Here is a 19,395-nt window from a genome sequence, read left to right as displayed (position 1 = left end):
GACCGGGGCTAGCATCCCCCGCGACCGGCCGGGGAGCGGGGTGGATCCCGCATCGGGGACCCGTGCCGGAGAGCCAGGGGGCCCAGGTCAATGTCGGCCAAAGAGATCCTCATCTACGTCTTTCTCGACATCGCGATCATCGTGGCGATGGCGCGCGTCTTCGGCCGCCTGGCGCAACGTGTCGGCCAGCCGGCCGTGATCGGCGAGATCGTCGCCGGCATCGCGCTCGGGCCGACGCTGCTGGGCCTCCTGCCCGGGAACCTGCCGCTGGTGCTGTTCCCCATGGAGGTGCGGCCCTACCTGAACGTGATCGCCCAGATCGGGCTGATCCTGTTCATGTTCCTCGTCGGCCTCGAGGTCGACCTGTCGACCCTGCGGCAGCGGCGCGCGACCGCGCTGACCGTCTCGCTCACCTCCGTGGTGCTGCCCTTCTCGCTCGGTCTGCTGCTGTCCACCTACCTGTATGCCAACCACGGCGTGTTCACCAACCCGGACGGCAGCACGGAGGACATCGCGTTCCTGCCGTTCGCGCTGTTCCTCGGCGCCGCCATGTCGATCACGGCCTTCCCCGTGCTGGCCCGGATCCTCACCGAGCGCCGAATGCAGCGCACCACCGTCGGCGTGCTCGCCCTGGCCTGCGCCGCCGTCGACGACGTGCTCGCGTGGTCGCTGCTCGCCGTGGTGGTCGCCGTCGGTGCGGCGGACGGCAACTTCCTCTCGGTCGCGAAGATCCTCGGGCTGACGGCGCTGTTCGCCGCGTTCATGTTCCTGGTGATCCGCCCGCTGCTGTCGCGGATGGTGCCCTGGTACAACCGCGAGGGCCGGCTCACCGCGGACATGCTCGCGATCGTCCTCGTGCTGCTGCTGATCAGCGCGTACATCACCGAGAAGATCGAGGTTCACGCGATCTTCGGCGCGTTCATTCTGGGCACCGCGATGCCGCGGCGCGGCGCGGCCGGGCTCACCCGCGAGATCCTGGAGCGCATCGAGCAGATCAGCCTGCTGCTGCTCCTGCCGGTGTTCTTCGTCGTCACCGGTCTGCGCGTCGACATCGGCGCCGTCGGCCTGATCGGCGTCTGGGAGCTCGTGCTGATCCTGCTCGTTGCGATCGGCGGCAAGTTCATCGGCGCCTACGCCGCCGCCCGCACCCGCCGCATCCCCAAGCGTCAGGCGGGCGCATTGGGCCTGCTCATGAACACCCGCGGGCTCACGGAGCTGGTCATCCTCACCGTCGGCGTCCAGCTCGGCGTGCTCGACCAGAACCTGTTCACGCTGATGGTGCTCATGGCCCTGATCACCACCGCGATGGCCTCGCCGCTGCTCAACATCGTCTACCCGGACCGCATCGTGCAGCGCGACATCGCCGCGGCCGAGCGCGAGGAGCTCGGCCAGGTCGACGCCTACACCGTCGTCGTCGCGGTGCCGGAGGAGGCCGGCGGTCCGGACGGGCCCGCGGCCGCGGCCGCCTCGCTCGCCCGGCTCGGCGCGGATGCCGCCGGGCACGAGCAGCCTGCCCGGGTGGTGCTGTGCCGGATCCTCCCGGCCCAGCCGAAGCTGGAGGTCGGCGGCGGGCTCGGCAACGAGCTGGCGCTGATCGCCGCGGCCGGGGACGCGCTGCGCAGCATCGCCCACGACGTCGAGGCCGGCGGGCGCGTGCAGTGTTCGGTCGTGGCCCGGTTCGCCACCGATCCGCGCGCCGAGCTGGCCCGCGTCGGCGAGGCCGTCGCGGCCGACGTGGTGCTCGTCCCCGAGGGCGACGACCCCGACGCTGCTGCCACAAGCGACGCGGACCTGCCGGACCTGCACGCCGCCGTCCGCGGCCGGGTCCGCCCCGGTGCGGCGCAGGACGGGCCGGTCCTGGTCCTCGTCGACGGCTCGGCCGCCGGGCGGGCCGCCATCCGGATCGGCGCCCAGGCCGCTCTCGCCCGAGGCAGCCGACTGCTCGTCGGCGCGACCGACGATCGCCGCTCCGGGCGTCGTGCGTCCGCGGCGGTCGAGGCCCTGCGCCGCCACGGCATCGCGGCCGAGGCCGCGCCCGCCGGCTCCGAGGGCGCGCTGGTCGTCGTTCCCGGCACCGTCCCCGGCCTCACGGCAGGCCCGACCGGTACGGCGGCCACCGTCGTGCGGGTGTGGCCCGGCGAGGTCGAGGCGGACGAGGACCTGGACCAGACGGTCGCGCGCATCGTCGTCGACGCCCGGGTGCCCGACCCGGCGACCTGATCGACCAGCCCGCGTCGGCCGTCATGATCGCCGGAAATGGTGCAGGGCGCTCACATACGAGCGTCCTGCACCGGTCCTGGCGATCATGGTCGAGGTGCGGCCGGTCCTGCGGCTACGAGGTGGGCGTCGCCCCCGGCGGGGCGGGCGCCGCCCGCACCTCGGCCAGGCTGATCGCGCCCCGGCGGATCGCCTCGTTCGCCAGCCGCGTGCGGCGCCGCTCGCCGTCCACCACGCCGAACTTGTCGTAGAGCCGCAGGAGGTGCTGCTTCACCGCGGCCTCCGAGACCCACAGCTCCTGGGCGATCGCCCGCGTGGACGCCGGCTCGGCGAACATCTCCCCCGCGGCCATCGGCCGGAAGAGCGCCACGAGCACGTCCCGCTCGCGGGGGGTGAGCTGGGGTGGCAGCACCGTCGTCTCGGTGGCCCCCGGGTCCTTCGCCCCCGGGTTGCCGCGCAGCACGATCCGGGTACGGCCGACGCGGACCTCGTCGCCCGCGGTCAGGCGCACCTCGCTCGCCAGCCGCTTGCCGTTGACGAACGTGCCGTTGCTGGAACCGACGTCACGCACGCTCCAGCCCCCCGCGAGCGGCTCCAGGACCGCGTGCACGCGCGACACCTGCCCGTCGTCGGACAGGACGACGTCGTTCTCCTCGGAGCGCCCGATCGTGATCCGCTCGCCGGACAGCGGGACGAGATCCGAGCCCGCAGGCCGCCAGACCTCCAGGAACGAGCTCACGTCCACCACCCCCGGCCGAATCGACGAACCATCGCACCGTATCCCGCGCCGGTGGTCATCGGACGCCCGAGGGGGATTCGAACACGAAACTGCGCCCGCCCACCCGCACCCGCGTACCCGGCAGCAGCCGCAGCGGCGTGCGCGGGGTGAGCCGCGACCAGGCCCGGTCCGTCGCGTACGCCACGAGCGTGCCGTTCGTCGACTCGTCGATCGCGGTGACGTCCCAGCCGTCCAGCTTGATCACCAGGTGGCCGCGGGACAGCTGGGCCTGCGGGTCCTCGACGGGCAGCGCGCGCAGCTCCCCGCCGACGACGCGCGGGTCGCTCTCCGGCATGCGGCCGAGCAGGTAGTCCGCGTCGAGGGTGTAGGTGGAGCCGTCGTCGAACACGAGGACCCCCAGCGGGGGACGTGGCCCGATCTCCACGACGCCGGTGCGCTCGTTCATCCGGATGCCGCAGACGACGCAGAAGTGGTTGCGCGGGTCGTTGAGGTGGTCGCGGGCGCAGCGGAACCCGGCGGCCATCGGCACGCCGTCCGCGCCGTCCGGGAGGCTCTCCGGCGCGCCGTCCCCCGAGGTGGGCCACGGTGTGTGCGGCGGTGCACCCGTGTCCAGCGGGGCGCGGGGCGGCTCGTCCGGTCCGACGCCGAGGATCGGCGAGATGCGGGCGTGGCGCCGGCCTGCGGACGTGACGGGCCCGGCGAGCCCGGTGGTCGCGGAGGCCGGCTCGGGGAGGGCGACCGGCTCGCCGGACGGCATCGGCGGGGGCACGGCGAGCGTGCGGCCCACGGCGGGCAAGGGGGCGGGCGGGGTGCTCGCCACCGCCATCGCGGTAGCCGGCCCCCCACCGGCCGCCACCGGCGCGGGAACCCCGGCCACGGCCGGCACGTCCACCTCGACAGCTCCGGCGGCCGCGGCGGGTTCGGCGGCGTTGGCGGTGGCCACAGCTGGTTCGGCGGCGGGTTCGGCGGCGGCTGGTTCGGCGACCACAGCGGGCTCTGCGGCGGCGGGTTCGGCGGCACCACGCCCGTCCGCGCACCCGCCGACCGCGGGAGTCGCGAGCACCGACGGCAGCGTCCCCGACCGCGGCACGAGCAGCACCGTCCCCGCGGGGACGACCCCGCCGCGCAGGTCGAACACGCCCCGCGGCGAGTTGTCCGGGGTCGGCTCGTCGCTCGGCAGGAGCACGAGCGGCCCGGCGGGGTACTCCAGCAGGCGGTCCAGCCAGGCGCCGGAGTCCCGCGCGGAGTGGCGCTGCCCGCCGACGACGGCGTCCACCCCTCCGTGCAGGAAGATCGCGATGCCCGCCTCGGTGGCGGCGATCGTGCCGAAGTCCGGACCGGGATCGAGCGACCCGAGCCAGCGGCCGAGCCGCCGCGCGAGGGGCCGCCCCGGGCTGGTGGGATGGGCGGCGGAGTTCTCGGTCAGGATCTCGACGAGGCGGGCCAGGTGCCCGAGCCCGGGTGACGGGGCGTCGGCCGTGGACGGCCGCAGCAGGCACAGCAGCCCCGGCAGGCGGATGGCAGCGCCATCGCCGGGAAGCACGACGGCGCGTGCGGCGTCCACGCGCGTGCCCGGGTTCGGGGTCCCCATGTCGTCAGTCCACCGCCGTCCGCCACCACCGTCAGCCCGCAGGTCAGCGCAGCGTCGCCGCGGTCCGGCGACCCCGCCAGGGTAAGGACACCACGGGGTGCTCGGGTAGGTCCCGTAAGTACCCTGTCAGGACGCGAGCAGTTCGGTGAGCAGGCCGTCGACGACGGCGGCCTCGATGAGGAAGCCGTCGTGGCCGTACGGGGAGTCGATCACCCGCAGCGGACCGGCGCCCGGGATGCCGGCCACGAGCTCCTGCTGCTGCTCGAGCGGGTAGAGCCGGTCCGAGCTGACCCCCGCGACGAGCGTGGTGGCGGTGACGCGGGACAGCGCCGCGGCGGCTCCGCCCCGCCCGCGCCCGACGTCGTGGGCGTTCATCAGCTCGGTGAGCCGCACGTAGCTGCCGGCGTCGAAGCGGCGCACGAGCTTGGCGCCGTGGTGGTCGAGGTAGGACTCGACGGCGTAGCGGCCACCGCGCCACGGGTCCTCGCCCTCCTGTGCCTCGCGGCCGAAGCGGGTCTGGAGCTCGAGGGGGCTGCGGTAGCTCAGGTGCGCGATGCGCCGCGCAATGCCGAGGCCGAGGTGCGGGCCGCGGCCGGGCGGCGCGTCGTGGTAGTCCCCGCCCTGCCAGCCGGGATCCTGCCGGATCGCCGCGAGCTGCGGCGCTGCCCAGGCGATCTGCTCGGCGGAGGTGGCGGCGGGGCTCGCGAGCAGGCAGAGCCGCTCGACTCGGTCGGGCTGGGTGGCGGCCCACTCGAGGGCGCGCATGCCGCCCATGGAGCCGCCGACGACCAGCGCCCAGCGCCGGACGCCGAGCGCATCGGCGAGGCCGACCTCGGCGGCGACGGTGTCGCGGGCCGTGACGAGCGGGAACCTGCTGCCCCATGGCCGACCGTCCGGGGCGGTGGAGGAGGGGCCGGTGGTGCCCTGGCAGCCACCGACGATGTTCGGTGCGACGACGAACCAGCGTGCCGGATCGAGCGCCTTCCCCGGCCCCAACGCCTCCTCCCACCACCCGGGCGTCGGGTGGCCGTCTCCCGCGGGGCCCGCCACGTGGCTGTCCCCGGTGAGGGCGTGCAGGACGAGGACGGCGTTGGAGGCGTCCGCGTTCAGCTCGCCCCACGTCTCGTAGGCGATCCGGACGTCCGGCAGCTCCTCACCGGCCTCGAGGGTCAGCGGTCCGGGCAGCGCGAGCCAGCGGCGCCTGCCTGCGGGATCGCCCTCGCGCCAGGCACCGGTGGCGGCGGGGAGCTCCATCGTCGTGGACAGGGTTGCGACGTTACTCCACCGTCGCACGCCTACCCTGCCCCACGTGCTCGTCCTGCTGCCGCCGTCGGAGACCAAACGGGACGGCGGCGACGGCCCGCCGCTGGATCTCGCGTGCCTGTCCTTCCCTGAGCTGACGCACACCCGCCGCGACCTGGCCGACGAGCTGGTGAAGCTCGCCGCCGACCCGGCCGCCGCCCGTGCGGCGTTGGGCCTCTCACCCCGGCAGGACGCCGAGATCGCGCGCAACGCGGCGCTGTGGACGTCGCCGACGATGCCCGCGCTGCACCGCTACACCGGCGTCCTCTACGACGCGCTCGACGTCGCCTCGCTGCGCGGCGCCGCGCTGGCCCGCGCCCGCCACCGTCTGGTGGTCGGATCGGCGCTGTTCGGGCTCGTCCGCTTCGCCGACCCGATCCCGGCCTACCGGTTCTCGGCGGGATCCACGCTGCCCGGCGGCCCGACGGCGGCGGCCCGCTGGAAGCCGGTGCTGGAACCGCTGCTCGCGGACGTCGTTGCGGCCGGCGAGCTGGTCGTGGACCTCCGCTCGGGCTCCTACGCGGCCCTGGCGCGGGTGCAGGGCGCGGTGACGGTGACCGTGCTGGCCGAGCACCCGGACGGGCGGCGGACGGTCGTCAGCCACTTCAACAAGGCGCACAAGGGGCTGCTGGCGCGGGTGCTGGTGTCGTCGCGAGCCGAGCCGGGCGACGCCGCCGGGGTGGCCGCGGTGGCCCGCCGCGCCGGGATGCGGGTGGAGCGGCGCGCCGGGTCGCTGCAGGTGGTCGTCCCCGCGTAATTCGCTTGCCGCAGCCCCCACCGGGACGCCACGGTGTGCGGGCCGCGGGCAGCGGCAGGGTTCGAACGGGAGGAGGTGCGTCGTGTCCGAGATCGCCCGGGACGGTGCGTGCCCCCGTCCGATCCCCTCCCCCGCGTCCGGGTGACCATTCCGCGCGCGGGGCACACCTCCCTTGGAGCCCCCCGTTGCGCGATCGCAACACCCGTTCCCGCCGCCGGTTCGACGACCACGACGCCGAACCCGAGACCCCCCGCCGGTCCGCCCCACCCGCCTGGGACGTGACCGACGCCGACGCCCCACCCGACGGGGACCGCTGGTCCACCTTCGACCAGGCCCGTCAGGGCCCCGTCCCCCGCCCGCCGTGGGTCGTCACCGAGCACGCCGCCGTGGACACCGAGCTGGGCGTGCTGAAGACCGGCAAGGAGGCCGACGTCCACCTCGTGGAGCGGGCCGTGCCGGGCACGGACCGCCGCTGCCTGCTGGCCGCGAAGCGCTACCGCAGCGCGGAGCACCGCTTGTTCCACCGCGACGCGGGCTACCTGGAGGGCCGACGTGTGCGCCGCTCCCGGGAGACCCGTGCGATGGCGCGCCGCACCGGGTACGGCCGCGAGCTGCTGTCCGGGCAGTGGGCCGACGCCGAGTTCGGCGCGCTCGCCACTCTGTGGTCGGACGGCGTCGCGGTGCCCTACCCGGTGCAGGTGCACGGCACCGAGCTGCTGCTGGAGTTCGTCGGCGACCCCGACGGCACGGCGGCGCCGCGGCTCGCCCAGCTGCGCCCCGCCCCGGACGAGCTGGCGCTGCTGTGGGAGCAGCTCGTGGAGGGGCTGCGCGGCCTCGCGCGGCACGGCCTCACCCACGGCGACCTCTCGGCCTACAACCTGCTCGTCCACCACGGGCGGCTGGTGCTCATCGACCTGCCGCAGGTCGTGTCGGTGGTGGCCAACCCGCGCGGGCCGGACTACGTGCACCGCGACGTTGCCCGGGTGGGTGCGTGGTTCACCGCGAGGGGGCTCGCGCCGGAGGCACCGGACGTGCTGCTGGCGGACCTGCTCGTCACGCTCGGGCTGGTCTGACGAGCCGCTGACCGGAGCCCTGGTCGTCCGCGGACAACACGGGGGACACACCTCCCCCTCCGCTAGGCTCCCCCGCGTGCGCCGGGGGCCGAGGACCAAGCAGCTGACCAGCCAGCGGACGGCACGGCGGGTCGGGCTGCGCGCCGCGGTGGTCGCCCTCGTCGTCGTGCTGTGCGCCGGCTGCGCCAGCCTGATCAACGACAAGCTGAACCCGAACCCGATGGCCTCGCCGGTGCCGGTCGCCCCCGGCGCCGGCGCGGTGTCGCAGCGCCAGCTGTTCGGGGTGTTCCTCGGCTCGGACCAGCTCGGCATCGACCGCATGCCGGAGTTCGAGGAGTTCCTCGGCGGCCGGCGCCTCGAAGTGGGCCACACCTACCTGCCGGGCGCCACGTTCCAGGACGTCATGGGCTCCCCGCAGCTGCTGCAGCCCTGGGCGCGGTGGAAGGCGGAGAACCCGGACGCGCTGTTCGTGCTGAACGTGCCCATGGCCGCTCCGAACGAGGCGGACGAGCAGACGGCCCGCCAGGGCGGCCAGGCACTCACCGACGCCCAGGTGGCGAACCTGCTCGCGGCCGGGGCGAACGGCCAGTTCGACGACGTCTACCGCACGCTGGGCCAGCGGCTGGTGCAGCTGGGCCTCGCGGACGCCGTGATCGTCCCCGGCTGGGAGATGAACGGCACCACCTACTCCCACCGCTGCGCCCCGAACCCGGAGGCGTGGCAGCAGTTCTTCCGCCGCGTCGTCGGGGCGATGCGCTCGGCGCCCGGCCAGCAGTTCGTGTTCGACTTCAACCCCAGCCGCGGCGAGGACGCCATCCCGTGGACACAGTGCTACCCCGGCGACGACGTCGTGGACATCATCGGGATGGACACCTACGACCAGCCGATGGGTGCACCGTTCGACGAGTTCGTCAGCGAGGACTACGGCCTGCAGGACCACGTCGACTTCGCCACCCAGCGCGGCAAGCCGATCTCGTTCCCCGAGTGGGGCCTGTTCCGCAACGGCGACAACCCGGAGTACGTCCGCCGGATGTCGGAGTGGATCCAGACCCACGACACCGTCTACTCGACGTACACGAACTACTGCCCGCACGCCGTCCTGGCGACGGGGCCGGAGAGCAGCACCTGCCCGAACCCGCAGTCGGCCGCGGTGTTGCAGCAGTACTTCGGGAACTGAGGATCGTTCAGCGACCGTCGTTCTCGGCCCGCGGCGGCGCGGCCCGTCCCCGCCGAAGTGCTGTGCCTGACGACGTGCCCGGCGTGCGTGGCAGGCGGACGACCCCCGGCGATCATGCTGTCCACCGCCGAGCGCCTGGTGGCCCAGCACCGGGCGCACGTCGACTCGACACGGGAAGGGCGGCTCAGCGCGCCCTGAGCGGACAGCGAGCCGTCGACCCGGCTTCGCCGGCACACACCGGCGGTTCCTCGGGGCGCTGAACCAGCGCCCCGAGGAACCGCGTTCCCGACCCCCCGGGTCTCAGGCGGCGACGCCCTGGCGGGACAGCACGTCCTGCACCAGGCCGGCCAGCGTCTCGAAGGTGATGCGCGCGTCCAGACCGGCGGCGGCTGCGGCGGCGGCCGTGCCCTCGGTCATCGTCAGGGCCGGGTCGGCCAGCCGGGCGGCGAGGGCGTCGGCCAGCGCGGCGGCGTCCTCGACGGGGACGGTGGCGCCCATGGTCGCGTCGACGACGTCGGCCAGGCCGGGGATGTCGGAGACGACGGTGGAGCGGCCGGTGGCGATGGCCTCGAGCAGCGCCAGCGACAGGCCCTCCCAGCGCGACGGCAGCACGACGACGTCGGCGGCGGTGAGCCACGGGCGGACGTCGGTGACGTCGCCGACGAGGACGACGCCCTCGGGCAGCTCGTCGACCAGGCCGGCCGGGGTGTCCCCGCCGACCAGGGCGAGCTGGGCGTTGGGGCAGCGCTCGCGAACGGCGGCCCACGCGGCCAGCAGCACGTCCTGGCCCTTCTGGCGCGCCCAGCGGGCCGGGCAGACGCCCAGGGGGGCCGTGATGTCGAGACCGAGCTCGGCGCGGGCGGCAGCCTGGGCGGCGGTGTCGGCGACCTCGAAGCGGTCCAGGTCGACGCCGTTGCGGACGACCTCGACGCGGCCGCGAACGCCGCCGTCCACACCCTGGGCGGCCTCGCCGGCACCGACGCACACGACGGCGTCGGCCCAGCGGGTCGCCACGCGCTCCCACATGCGCGAGGCGGTGGCGATCGCGCCGCTGGCGGCGAGCCAGGACCAGCCGTGCGGCTGGAACAGCGTCGGCAGGGCGCCACGCAGGGCCAGGCGGCCCGCGAGGCCGGCCTTGGCGGAGTGCAGGTGCACCAGGTCGGGGGTGACGTCGGCGACGATGCGGCGCAGGGCGGCGGTCTCGGCGGGGACGGTCGGGCCGGGGGCGCGGCGGGCGTTCCACTCGACGCGGGCGATCCCGCGGCGGTCCAGCTCCTCGGGCAGCCAACCGGTGGTGGGGCAGGCGACCGTGACGGTCCAGCCGCGGGCGATCTGGTCGGTGGCCGCGTCCACGACGTAGCGGGCGACGCCGCCGTCGACCGGCTGCGCGACGTGCAGGACCGACGGGGTGGTCGCGCCGGTGCGCAGCTCGACGGTGATCGTGGTGTCGATCGTCGTGCTGGTCATCGTGACTCCCCTGGTCCCGCCTGTTTCTGACGGGATTCAGGGTCGTCCGATCACGCTCTCGTCGACATCGCCGCGGGGGAAGGGTCTCGTTGCCCCGGGTAAGACTTCTCTTACCGCGAGCCTTACCCCTGCGCCGGCGGGTCGGCCGGGGGTGTGGTGGGCTCGGGGGTCGGTGCCGGGCCGGGCTCTGCGGCGGCCGGGTCCGCGGCCGGCGTGGCGTGCCTGCGGCGCAGTGTCGTGGCGGCGTCCCGGGTGCGGCGCAGCGCATCCCTCGTCGTGTCCTTCACGGTGTCGCGCACCGCGGGGGCCTTCTCCCGGGCCGCGCCCGCGACCTCCTTCGCCGCACCCCCGACCTTGTCCCGCGCGGCCCGGCCCGCCGCGGCGGCCTTCCCGGCGAGAGCAGCCGGATCGCGCAGCTCCTCCCCGGCCCGGCCCAGCCCGGCGCGCACCTTCACGCCACCGGCCTTCGCCGCCGCCGCGATCTCCTCCCGGGCCCGCGCGGGGTTGCGCAGCCAGCTGCGGGCCTTGAGCAGCCCCTCCCGCACCGCGGGCACCCGCTCGCGGGCGACGTCGGCGAGCCCGGCGCGGGCCCGCAGCGCTGCCGCGTACGCCACCACTTCGCGGCGGCCGGGCCGGCCCATCAGGAGCCGCTGGTTGGGCGCCTCGTGGGCCTGCCAGGTGCTCTTGTAGGTCTCGCGGCCGCGCAGCATGCTGAACGTGCTCGCGTGGTGGGCGACGGCGTCGCCCAGCGAGGTGCGCATGAGCATCGCGGTGACGTTGACGCGGCCGAACAGGTCCGGCCGGGCACCGTAGAGGTAGCCCCCGACGATGTCCGCGCCGACGAGGTTGAGGTTCGTGGCGACGGTCTCGCCGTCCAGGTGGTAGTCGGTGAGCGTGGCCTGCCCGCCGGCCACCATGTCCGGCACCGCCAGGGTGAGGAAGCGGGCGAACCGCGGCTTGCCGTGCTCGGGGGTCATGCCGCCCCGCTCGGCCCACTGCTCGGCGTGCAGGGTGAGCAGCCGCACCACCGCGTCCGGCGCGCCGTCGCGATCCACGGCGGTCTCGGTGAGCCCCGCGGCGTCCATCTTGCGCAGCGAGCGGCGCATCGACTGGCGGGTGGACGAGCCCGGGATCGCCGCCACGACGTCGTCGAACGGGCGGGCGGGCAGCTCCGCGCACATCGAGCCGGCCTCGTGGCGGACGGTGCCGCGCCACCGCGCCGCCCAGCGCAGCGCGACGGCGTCCGCGCGCACCTCGGGCAGGTCGATCACCCGCCAGCCCGGCTCGGACAGCAGCGCCGCCGACAGCGCGTCGAGGGCCTGCGCCTCGCAGGACGGGTCCGCGAGCACATCCGTCCAGTCGCACAGGTCGCCGCCGAGCGGGACGAGGACCTGTCCGCCCCGGCTGGAGTGGAACGCACCCAGGCCGACCAGCTCGTCGTCGCGGCGGGCGACCGCGAGCCGCAGCGCGCCCGGGCTGCCGTAGTGGCGCCACCAGGCCGTGAGCCAGGCCCTGGCCTGGAACGGCGTGGCGGACGGGCAGCGCTGCCACAGCGCGTCCCACTCCTGCGCGACCTCGTGCAGCGCGGCGTCGCTGCGGTGTACCCGCGCCAACCACCCGTCGCCCAGGTCGATGCCGAGCTGCGGCCTCACCGCACGTGTCACAGTCGCCCCCAGATTCACGGCCGCGGGAATTATGGCGATCACGACGCTCGATGACCAGCAGCGGCCGTCCGTGGTCATCGACCTGCACCGGACCGTAAGGCACAGTGACTTCCTCGGCGCCGCCCGGACGGAGCAGACTGGCCGCCATGTCCGATCACGACGAAGTCACGTCCGATGGGGCTGCCGCCGAGCTCGCCGCTGACCTCGCCGATCCCCGCTTCTGGGAACGACCGGAGGCGGAGCGGCGCGACGTGTTCGCCCGGCTGCGGCGCCTGGAGCACCCTGTGTTCGTGACCCCGGCCGGCGGGCGCGGCTACCACGCCCTCGTCCGGCACGCGGACGTCGTCGCCGCCAGCAAGGACTCCGACCTGTTCTCCAACGAGCCCGCCGTCACGACACCGGAGCCGCCCGCGTGGGTGAAGGCCGTGTTCGGCGAGTCGATGGTCAACATGGACGGCAAGGCGCACAAGAACCTGCGCACCGTCGTGTCCAAGGCGTTCACGCCGAGACGCGTCGCCGCGATCGTCGACGACATCCACGTCGCCTCCCGCGAGATCGTCGACGACGTGATCGCGCAGCGGCCCGAGGACTTCGTGCACGCCGTCGCCGCACAGCTGCCCGTGCGGACGATCTGCGACATGATGGGCATCGCGCCGAAGGACCGCGAGTGGGTGCTCGCGCAGGTCAGCGACTCCACGGAGTTCATCGGCGTGCGCAGGCCGCTCCTGCGGCTGCCCGGGCAGAACCTGCGGGCGCTCGCGAAGCTGCACATGCTCGTGCGTGCCGTCGGCCGCGAGCGCCGCCGCGACCCGCGCGACGACCTCGTCTCCGCGCTCGTCACCGCGAACGTGGACGGGCAGCGCCTGTCGGGCAGACAGCTCGGCTCGTTCTTCTCGCTGCTGCTCGTGGCGGGCATCGAGACCACACGCAACGCGATCGCGCTGGGCCTGAAGCTGCTCACCGAGCACCCGGACCAGCGCGCGGTCCTGCTCGGGGACCTGGATGCCCTCCTGCCCGGCGCCGTGGACGAGATGGTCCGCTTCTCCACCCCGATCCGGCAGTTCCGCCGCCGCGTCACCCGGGACGCGCAGTGGCGTGGGCACTCCCTGCGCGCCGAGGACCGGGTCGTGCTGTTCTACGTCTCCGCCAACCGCGACGAGGAGGTCTTCCCGGACGCGGACGTCTTCGACGTCACCCGCGCGCCCAACCCGCACGTCGGGTTCGGCGGCGGTGGGGCGCACTTCTGCCTCGGGGCGCACCTGGCCCGTACCGAGATGAAGGCGATGTTCGGCGAGCTGTTGCGGCGGCTGCCGGAGGTGCGGATGGCGGGCGAGCCGACGATCGCGGCGTCCAGCTTCGACAACCGCGTGCTACGGATGCCGTTCACGTTCTGATCCGGTCGCAACGAACGGCGCGTTCGTCCAGCTGAGTGGGACGAACGCGCCTCTCGTTGCGTGTGGGTGGGACCGGATCAGCGGCGCGGCCCCGGGGGTCGCGCGATGCCCTGCCGCGGCGGGGGCGGCGGAGGCTGGCGGAACCCGGGCGCCCCGCCGGGGCGGTTGGGCTGCGGCTGGGGTGGCCTCGCGGGCGGCTGCTGCAGCGGGTAGGGCTGCGGCCCCGGCCCCTGCGGGAAGCCCTGCTGGGCCCCCGGCCCCGGCGGCGGGACGGGCGGCCCGACCGGGAACGCGCCCGGCAGCGGGACAGGTGCGGCCTGCCCCCGCGACCGCCGCGACCCGCCGGTGGCGAGCAGGTACAGCGCGCCCAACAGGATGCCCGCGCCCGCGCCGACGCCGACGTCCAGGACGAGCACCGGTGAGCTGGGTGAGGTGGGCACCGACGCCGGGCTGAGCACCGCGAGGGTGACCCCGGTGGCGGCCATGCGGTCGGTGTTGAGCTTGACGAGCTCGTCCGCGACGGCGTTGACCAGCCGCGCAGCGCCGTCCGCCGTGGTGGCGGTGCCGGTGATCTCGATGGTGGACGACTCCGGCATCGCCCGGCCCTGCACCTGCTTGCCGACCTGATCGGGGGTGAGCCCGGCGGCGGTGGCCGCGGCGGCCCGGACCTCCTGCTGGTCGACCAGGCGCGACAGCGTCTGCGCGACCTGCACCGCGCGACGCTCGTCGCCCGGGATGGTGCCCTGCGTGGTCGTGGTGGCCTGGGCGGTGGCGATGACGTAACCGGTGGACTCGTAGGAGGGCGTGACGAGCCGGGTGTAGGCGAACCCGCCCGCCACCCCGAGCAGGACGCAGAGGACGGCGATGACCCAGCGCAGGCTCACCGTCGCCCTCCCGACCTCGCGATACCGCGAGCCATGCCGCGCTCCCCTCAGCCCGTCCGCCCGGACGCCGACCGCGCCGGACCCAGACACTCTGTGTAGATCCGGTCGATGCGGCGGGCCAGCGTCGCCCCATCGTAGTCGGCGAGCGCCGCCGGTGGGCTGAGCCGATCCGACAGCCGATCAGACAGCCGATCCGACAGCCGATCAGCCGGCCGATCCACCGGACGGCCGCCGCCCAGCAACGCCACCACGGCGGCCTCGACGGCAGCGGGCGTGGCCTGCGTCAGCGTCGCCCCGGCGCGAGCCTGCTCGGGCAGGGCGTCGAGGGCGGGTGCTGCCGCGTAGACGACCGGCAGCCCGGACGCCATGGCCTCGAGGATCGCCACGCCGAACGTCTCCTCCGGCGACGGCGACGCGAACACGTCCATCGCCGACAGCACGCGCGCGACGTCGACGCGCCTGCCCGCGAACCGGACGCGGTCCGCCATGCCGAGCTGCGCCGCGAGCGCCGCCAGCCCTTCCCGGGCGGGTCCCTCGCCGACGAGCAGGGCGGTGACCCCGGGCAACGGTGCGAGTGCCCGCAGCAGGATGTCGAACCGCTTGGGCTCCACCATCCGTCCCACGCCGCCGACGACGACCGCGTCCTGCGCGATCCCCAGCTCGGCGCGGACGGCCGCGCGGGCGGCCGGGTCGAACGCGAACTCCGCCGTCTCGATGCCGACCGGCACCACGCGCACCCGCTCCCGCGGCACGCCCCAGGCCACGAGGCGGCGCGCGACAGGCTCGGACACCGCGATCACGCGCGAGGTGAGCCGCGCCCCGGTCATGTAGAGCGCGCGCACGCCCGGACGGTCCGTCGGACGGCCCTCGATGAGGGTGTCGTTGAGCGAGTGCTCGGTGCTCACGACGCGGCGCACCCCGGCCAGCCGCGCGGCGATCGCGCCGTAGAGCTGGGCGCGGTAGAGGTGGGTGTGGACGAGGTCGTAGCGGCCGCGACGGACGTGCGCCACGAGCCGCGGGATCGCGGCCACGTCGCGGTTGCCGCGCATGCCGAGATCGGTGACCGCCACCCCGTCGGAGCGGATCGCGTCGGCAAGGACCCCGGCGTTGGTCAGGGCCAGGACGTCCGCGTCCGCCGCGCTGTGGCGCAGCAGCAGGCGCAGCCACTGCTCGGCACCGCCCGCGTCCAGGCCGGTGATGACGTGCAGGACCTTCATCCGCGCACCTCCCGGACCAGCGCGCGGGCCCGCTTGGCGAGCAGCCGCAGCCCGCCGTCGCGCTGACCGGCGTAGCTGCGCGGCATGGCGTGGCGCGACGCGCCGACCGCGCGGGCGTCCACGGCGACGGCGTGGTCGTAACCCGCGGCACGGGCCGCCGCCACCTCCCGGTGCCCGACGTCGCCGTAGGGGTAGGCGAAGCTGTCGACGCCTGCGCCCGCGAGGTCGGCGAGCCGGGCCCGGCTGCCCGCGAGCTCCTCGGTGAGCTCGTCCGGGGTGAGCTGCGGAAGGTGGCGGTGCATCAGGCCGTGCGAGCCGATCTCCATCCCGGCGTCCGCGGCCTCGCGGACCTGTGCGGCGGTCATCAGCGGCTTGCGGGGCGCGTCGGCGTCCCAGGAGTTGTCCCCGCCGATGCGACCGGCCAGGACGTACACGGTGGCCGTGGCGCCGTGGCGGCGCAGCACGGGCACGGCCTGCTCGACGAAGTCGACGTAGCCGTCGTCGAAGGTGAGGCCGACGCCGCGGCCACCGGCGGCGAGCAGGTCGCGCATCGACATGCCCCGCTTGCCCTGGCGGTGCAGGGCGCGCAGCTGGGCGTCGAGCCGCTCGGGGGTGACGGTGAGCTGGTAGGGGTCCTCCTCGGGGCTCACCCCGGGGCCGACCGAGTGGTACATCAGCACGAACGGGAACCTCACGGCCTGCCTCCCGGGTCGAGTGCGCGCCTGCCGCGCCACCGCAGCGCGAGCACCACCAGCCCGCAGGCCACCGCCACCATGACGATCCCGCCCACGCCGGCGAGCACGATCGCGGGGGCACCGGCGAGCAGGTAGTGCACGCCGAGCCCGGCGAGCGCGGCGATCCCGACGGGCACGGCCAGCAGGGCCATCCGCCCGTAGGCGGCGAGGGTCGGCGCGGTGGAAAGGCGCGTCCGGGCGCCGACGGCGAGGATCACGGCGGTGACGGAGATGCCGAGCGCGTTCGCCCCGGCGATCCCCTGCGCCCCGAACGGCCCCACCAGCAGGAACGTCGCCACGACGGTGACCAGGAGGCCCCACAGCATCGCGACGGCCGGGAACCAGATCCGGCTCTGGTAGGTGAAGAACGGGCGCACCAGCAGGCTCACCAGCGCCTGGCCGAGGATGCCCAGCACGTAGACGTGCAGGATCGCCGCCGTCGCCGCGGTGTCCTCGGCGTCGAACTCCCGGCGCTGGAACAGCACCTCGACGACCGGGGTCGCGTAGAGGCTCAGGTAGGCGATGACGAGCAGAGCGATCCCGCCGAGCACCGCGGTGTCGATCTCCATGCGGCGCCGGGCCTCGTGCAGCGAGCCGCTCGCCACGCTCTTCGCGAAGATCGGGAAGGTCACGGCGGCGGCCATGAACGACAGCGTGATGGGGATCTGCGCGATCTTCTGCGCGTAGTTGAGGTGCGAGATCGTGCCCTCGGCCAGCGGAGCCCCGAACCACGCGGGCGGCGCGGCCGCGAACCGCTCCACGAGCACCTGCGCCTGCCGGGCCAGCGAGTGCGCCGCCACCGGCAGGAACGCGGCGAACGCGAGCAGCGTGGTGGTCTTGCGCAGCGAGAACGTGCGCGGCATCGGCAGCCTGCGCACCGCGGACGGCGCCTGGATCACCACCATGAGCACCGCGCCCACCGAGATCCCGATCGCCGCACCCAGGACGCCGAGCCACTGGTAGGTGAGCAGGATCGTCGTGATGATCCCGACGTTGTAGGCGAGATTGAGCGCCGCGGGCGGGGCGAAGACGTAGTGGGTGCGCAGCCCCGCAGCGAGGTAGCCGGCGATCCCGAACAGCGGCACGGTGACGGCGACGGCGCGCAGGCAGTTCGTGGCGAGCCCCGGGTCCTCCAGGCCGGGGGCGAGCACGCCGATCAGCCACGGCGCCGCGACCGCGATCAGCACCGCGACCAGCCCCAGCCCGACGACGATCCGCAGGAACGTGGCCTCGATCAGCTCCCGCATCGGGTCGCCGTCGTCGTCGAGCTTGCCCGTCCGGCGCCCCTGGGCCGCCGACTCCGCCGCCGCGAGGGCCCGCCCGAACGCGGGCACCATGACGAACGCCATCGTGCCCTCGATGAGCAGCGGGGCCGTGGCCTCGGGCACCGTCCAGGCGACGAAGAACGCGTCGGTCTGCTGGTTCGCGCCGAACAGGGCCCCGACGAGCACGTCGCGGCCCAGGCCGAACGCCGAGCCGATCCCGGCGAGCAGCGCCGAGACGGCCGCGGCGCGCGCGACGACGGATTCGCTGGGGGCGCTCACGAGGCGGCCTCCGAAGACTGCGCCGAGGGCGCTGACGTCCCCGACGGCGCTGACGTCCCCGACGGCGCTGACGGCGCTGACGGCGCTGACTCCACCGCGCGCTGCTCGAGCCCGAACCACAGCGCGAGCCCGATCACCACGGACGTCACCAGGCTCGTCGCGCCGCCCAGGTCGCCGTAGACGAACTGGAAGAGCTGCCAGAACGACAGGCCGACGATCGCCGCGCCGAGACCGCGCGCCGCGCGCGGGCCCTGCCAGGCCGCGCGGGCCGCCGTCATCGTGGACACCAGCAGCAGCGCCGCGAACGGCAGGAACCCGACCACGCCCTGTTCGGAGAGCACGAGCAGGTACTGGTTGTGCGGCGAGAGGAGCTCCTGCTGGCCCAGCCCGTCACCGCTGCCGCCGGACTGCCCGACGGTGGAGCCCGAGCTGAGGTCCAGCGGCGCGTAGGTGTCGCGGTAGCGGGGGAACTCCTTGAGCCCCACACCCGTCACGGGGTGGTCGATCCAGATGTCGACGGCCGTCTGCCACAGCGCCATGCGGTCGTTGGTGGACGAGTCCGCCTCCCCGATCGACGTCAGCCGCTCGCCCACCTGGTCCTGCCCGACGCCGAAGCCGCCGACGAGCACCACCAGTGCGGCGGCGCCGATCACCGCCGTCGCGACGAACACCCGCCATCCCGCGAACATCAGCACGATGACCAGCGCGAACCCCGTCGAGAGCCAGCTGCCGCGGCTCAGCGTGAGCCCCAGCGGCAGCAGCAGTGCGAGCGCGGTGCCGATGTACACCAGCCTGCGCCGGCCCGTCGCGGAGATGGCGAGGCCGACGCACACCGTGATCGCCATGCCGATGATCACCGAGGCGGCGATGACGTCCTCGCCCCCGAACGTGCCGGTCGCGCGCGAGTTCGAGCCCTGGAACGTCGCACCCGAGCCGGTGGCGACCTGCACGATGCTCACCACGCCCTGGATCACCCCGGCGAGGATCATCGAATGGACGACGATCTCGGCGCCTGCCCGGTCCCGGATCGAGAGCACCACCACGAGCGGCACCAGCGCGAACAGCTGCAGGTAGCGGGCCCACGCCTCGAAGCTCTCTGCGGCGTTCGTGCCGGTGAGCGCGACGATCGACGCCGCGAACACCGTCGCGCCCAGCAGCGCGGCCGTGGTGGTCGACAGCCGCAACCGGTCCCGCAGCGCCGTGATCCCCACGACCACCAGCAGGACCCCGGCCAGGGCGTCCGCCGGGAACGCGCCGCCGCCCAGCGGGACGGGCACGCAGATCAGGAGCACCATCAGCCCGACGACCCCGGCCGGGCTGAACAACCGCCGCCAGCCCGGACGCGCCGAGACCGCGCCCCCGTCGGTGGCCGGGGACGCGGCACGCTCGGTGTCGCTGCTCAGCGGTCCCCCTCCGGTGCTCGGGTTCATCGGTCGCTTCTCTCGCGGTTGTGCCGGCCGCAGTATGTCGGGCGGGCCGGGGCGGTGACCAGGTAGTCCGGCGAGCCGTCAGCTGCCGCTGAGGAGGACGCGGCCGAGGGTGCGGAAGATGATCGTGATGTCGAGGGTGGGGGTCCAGGTGTCGATGTAGAGGTTGTCGTAGTGGGCGCGCAGGGGGATGGAGGTGTCGCCGCGC

Annotated in this window: 15 protein-coding genes; 5 read left to right on the top strand and 10 right to left on the bottom strand. The window is 74.7% G+C overall.

The window, feature by feature from the left end:
- The first annotated feature begins 90 nt into the window (after window positions 1–90).
- On the top strand, window positions 91–2,220 hold the full coding sequence (locus AB7J25_RS04090) for a cation:proton antiporter (protein ID WP_428505151.1): 2,130 nt from the start codon (window positions 91–93) through the stop codon (window positions 2,218–2,220).
- A gap of 112 nt (window positions 2,221–2,332) precedes the next feature.
- On the opposite strand, the gene AB7J25_RS04085 is transcribed toward AB7J25_RS04090, so the two are convergent.
- From AB7J25_RS04085 to metX, 3 genes are all read right to left on the bottom strand, one after another.
- Window positions 2,333–2,956: an FHA domain-containing protein gene (locus tag AB7J25_RS04085; RefSeq protein ID WP_428505149.1), complete on the bottom strand. Its 624-nt coding sequence runs from the start codon at window positions 2,954–2,956 to the stop codon at window positions 2,333–2,335.
- A 55-nt stretch (window positions 2,957–3,011) separates the two neighbouring features.
- The gene (locus AB7J25_RS04080) at window positions 3,012–4,547 is read right to left on the bottom strand and encodes a hypothetical protein (RefSeq protein ID WP_428505147.1); all 1,536 of its coding nucleotides are present in this window, start codon (window positions 4,545–4,547) and stop codon (window positions 3,012–3,014) included.
- 126 nt (window positions 4,548–4,673) lie between these two features.
- Entirely contained in the window at window positions 4,674–5,801 is a 1,128-nt protein-coding gene (gene metX / locus AB7J25_RS04075; RefSeq protein ID WP_428505145.1) for a homoserine O-acetyltransferase MetX, read from the bottom strand.
- Between the two features lie 55 nt (window positions 5,802–5,856).
- Between metX and yaaA the strand changes: the two genes are divergently transcribed.
- The 3 genes from yaaA (at window position 5,857) to AB7J25_RS04060 (ending at window position 8,856) form a co-directional block, all read left to right on the top strand.
- A complete protein-coding gene (yaaA, locus tag AB7J25_RS04070) occupies window positions 5,857–6,606 on the top strand; it encodes a peroxide stress protein YaaA (protein ID WP_428505143.1) in 750 nt (249 codons plus the stop codon).
- Window positions 6,607–6,791: 185 nt separating this feature from the next.
- Complete coding sequence (locus tag AB7J25_RS04065) at window positions 6,792–7,679, top strand: serine protein kinase RIO (RefSeq protein ID WP_428505141.1); 888 nt, start codon at window positions 6,792–6,794, stop codon at window positions 7,677–7,679.
- Between the two features lie 76 nt (window positions 7,680–7,755).
- Window positions 7,756–8,856 carry a glycoside hydrolase family 26 protein gene (locus AB7J25_RS04060; RefSeq protein ID WP_428505139.1) on the top strand — a complete coding sequence of 367 codons (1,101 nt, stop codon included), beginning with the start codon at window positions 7,756–7,758 and terminating at the stop codon, window positions 8,854–8,856.
- A gap of 300 nt (window positions 8,857–9,156) precedes the next feature.
- Here AB7J25_RS04060 and AB7J25_RS04055 read toward each other — a convergent pair whose 3' ends face one another.
- Entirely contained in the window at window positions 9,157–10,323 is a 1,167-nt protein-coding gene (locus tag AB7J25_RS04055) for a glycosyltransferase (RefSeq protein WP_428505137.1), read from the bottom strand.
- 122 nt (window positions 10,324–10,445) lie between these two features.
- Window positions 10,446–11,975 carry a GNAT family N-acetyltransferase gene (locus tag AB7J25_RS04050; RefSeq protein WP_428505135.1) on the bottom strand — a complete coding sequence of 510 codons (1,530 nt, stop codon included), beginning with the start codon at window positions 11,973–11,975 and terminating at the stop codon, window positions 10,446–10,448.
- A 158-nt stretch (window positions 11,976–12,133) separates the two neighbouring features.
- On the opposite strand from AB7J25_RS04050, the gene AB7J25_RS04045 reads away from it, so the two are divergent.
- Window positions 12,134–13,381 (top strand): cytochrome P450, encoded by a 1,248-nt coding sequence (locus AB7J25_RS04045; protein WP_428505133.1) that lies wholly within the window; start codon window positions 12,134–12,136, stop codon window positions 13,379–13,381.
- A gap of 77 nt (window positions 13,382–13,458) precedes the next feature.
- Here AB7J25_RS04045 and AB7J25_RS04040 read toward each other — a convergent pair whose 3' ends face one another.
- The 5 genes from AB7J25_RS04040 to AB7J25_RS04020 are packed head-to-tail and all read right to left on the bottom strand — an operon-like array spanning window position 13,459 to window position 19,190.
- Window positions 13,459–14,265 (bottom strand): YveK family protein, encoded by an 807-nt coding sequence (locus tag AB7J25_RS04040; protein WP_428505131.1) that lies wholly within the window; start codon window positions 14,263–14,265, stop codon window positions 13,459–13,461.
- 47 nt (window positions 14,266–14,312) lie between these two features.
- A complete protein-coding gene (locus tag AB7J25_RS04035; protein ID WP_428505129.1) occupies window positions 14,313–15,482 on the bottom strand; it encodes a glycosyltransferase in 1,170 nt (389 codons plus the stop codon).
- Window positions 15,479–16,177 (bottom strand): polysaccharide deacetylase family protein, encoded by a 699-nt coding sequence (locus AB7J25_RS04030; protein ID WP_428505127.1) that lies wholly within the window; start codon window positions 16,175–16,177, stop codon window positions 15,479–15,481. Before AB7J25_RS04030 ends, AB7J25_RS04035 begins: the two co-directional genes overlap by 4 nt.
- Window positions 16,174–17,760 carry a murein biosynthesis integral membrane protein MurJ gene (gene murJ, locus AB7J25_RS04025; RefSeq protein ID WP_428505125.1) on the bottom strand — a complete coding sequence of 529 codons (1,587 nt, stop codon included), beginning with the start codon at window positions 17,758–17,760 and terminating at the stop codon, window positions 16,174–16,176. Before murJ ends, AB7J25_RS04030 begins: the two co-directional genes overlap by 4 nt.
- Complete coding sequence (locus AB7J25_RS04020; protein WP_428505123.1) at window positions 17,757–19,190, bottom strand: O-antigen ligase family protein; 1,434 nt, start codon at window positions 19,188–19,190, stop codon at window positions 17,757–17,759. The genes murJ and AB7J25_RS04020 overlap by 4 nt, the downstream gene beginning before the upstream one ends.
- Between the last annotated feature and the right edge of the window lie 205 nt (window positions 19,191–19,395).

It is taken from the genome of Pseudonocardia sp. (assembly GCF_050246655.1).
In the GTDB taxonomy this organism is placed as follows: domain Bacteria; phylum Actinomycetota; class Actinomycetes; order Mycobacteriales; family Pseudonocardiaceae; genus Pseudonocardia.
This window is presented reverse-complemented; position numbering and strand designations above follow the sequence as displayed.

Coding starts and splice junctions, on each gene's coding strand:
- AB7J25_RS04090 (WP_428505151.1), top strand. CDS start 91: ATGTCGGCCAAAGAGATCCTCATCTACGTCTTTCTCGACATCGCGATC.
- AB7J25_RS04080 (WP_428505147.1), bottom strand. CDS start 4,547: ATGGGGACCCCGAACCCGGGCACGCGCGTGGACGCCGCACGCGCCGTC.
- metX (WP_428505145.1), bottom strand. CDS start 5,801: ATGGAGCTCCCCGCCGCCACCGGTGCCTGGCGCGAGGGCGATCCCGCA.
- AB7J25_RS04055 (WP_428505137.1), bottom strand. CDS start 10,323: ATGACCAGCACGACGATCGACACCACGATCACCGTCGAGCTGCGCACC.
- AB7J25_RS04045 (WP_428505133.1), top strand. CDS start 12,134: ATGTCCGATCACGACGAAGTCACGTCCGATGGGGCTGCCGCCGAGCTC.
- AB7J25_RS04035 (WP_428505129.1), bottom strand. CDS start 15,482: ATGAAGGTCCTGCACGTCATCACCGGCCTGGACGCGGGCGGTGCCGAG.
- AB7J25_RS04020 (WP_428505123.1), bottom strand. CDS start 19,190: ATGAACCCGAGCACCGGAGGGGGACCGCTGAGCAGCGACACCGAGCGT.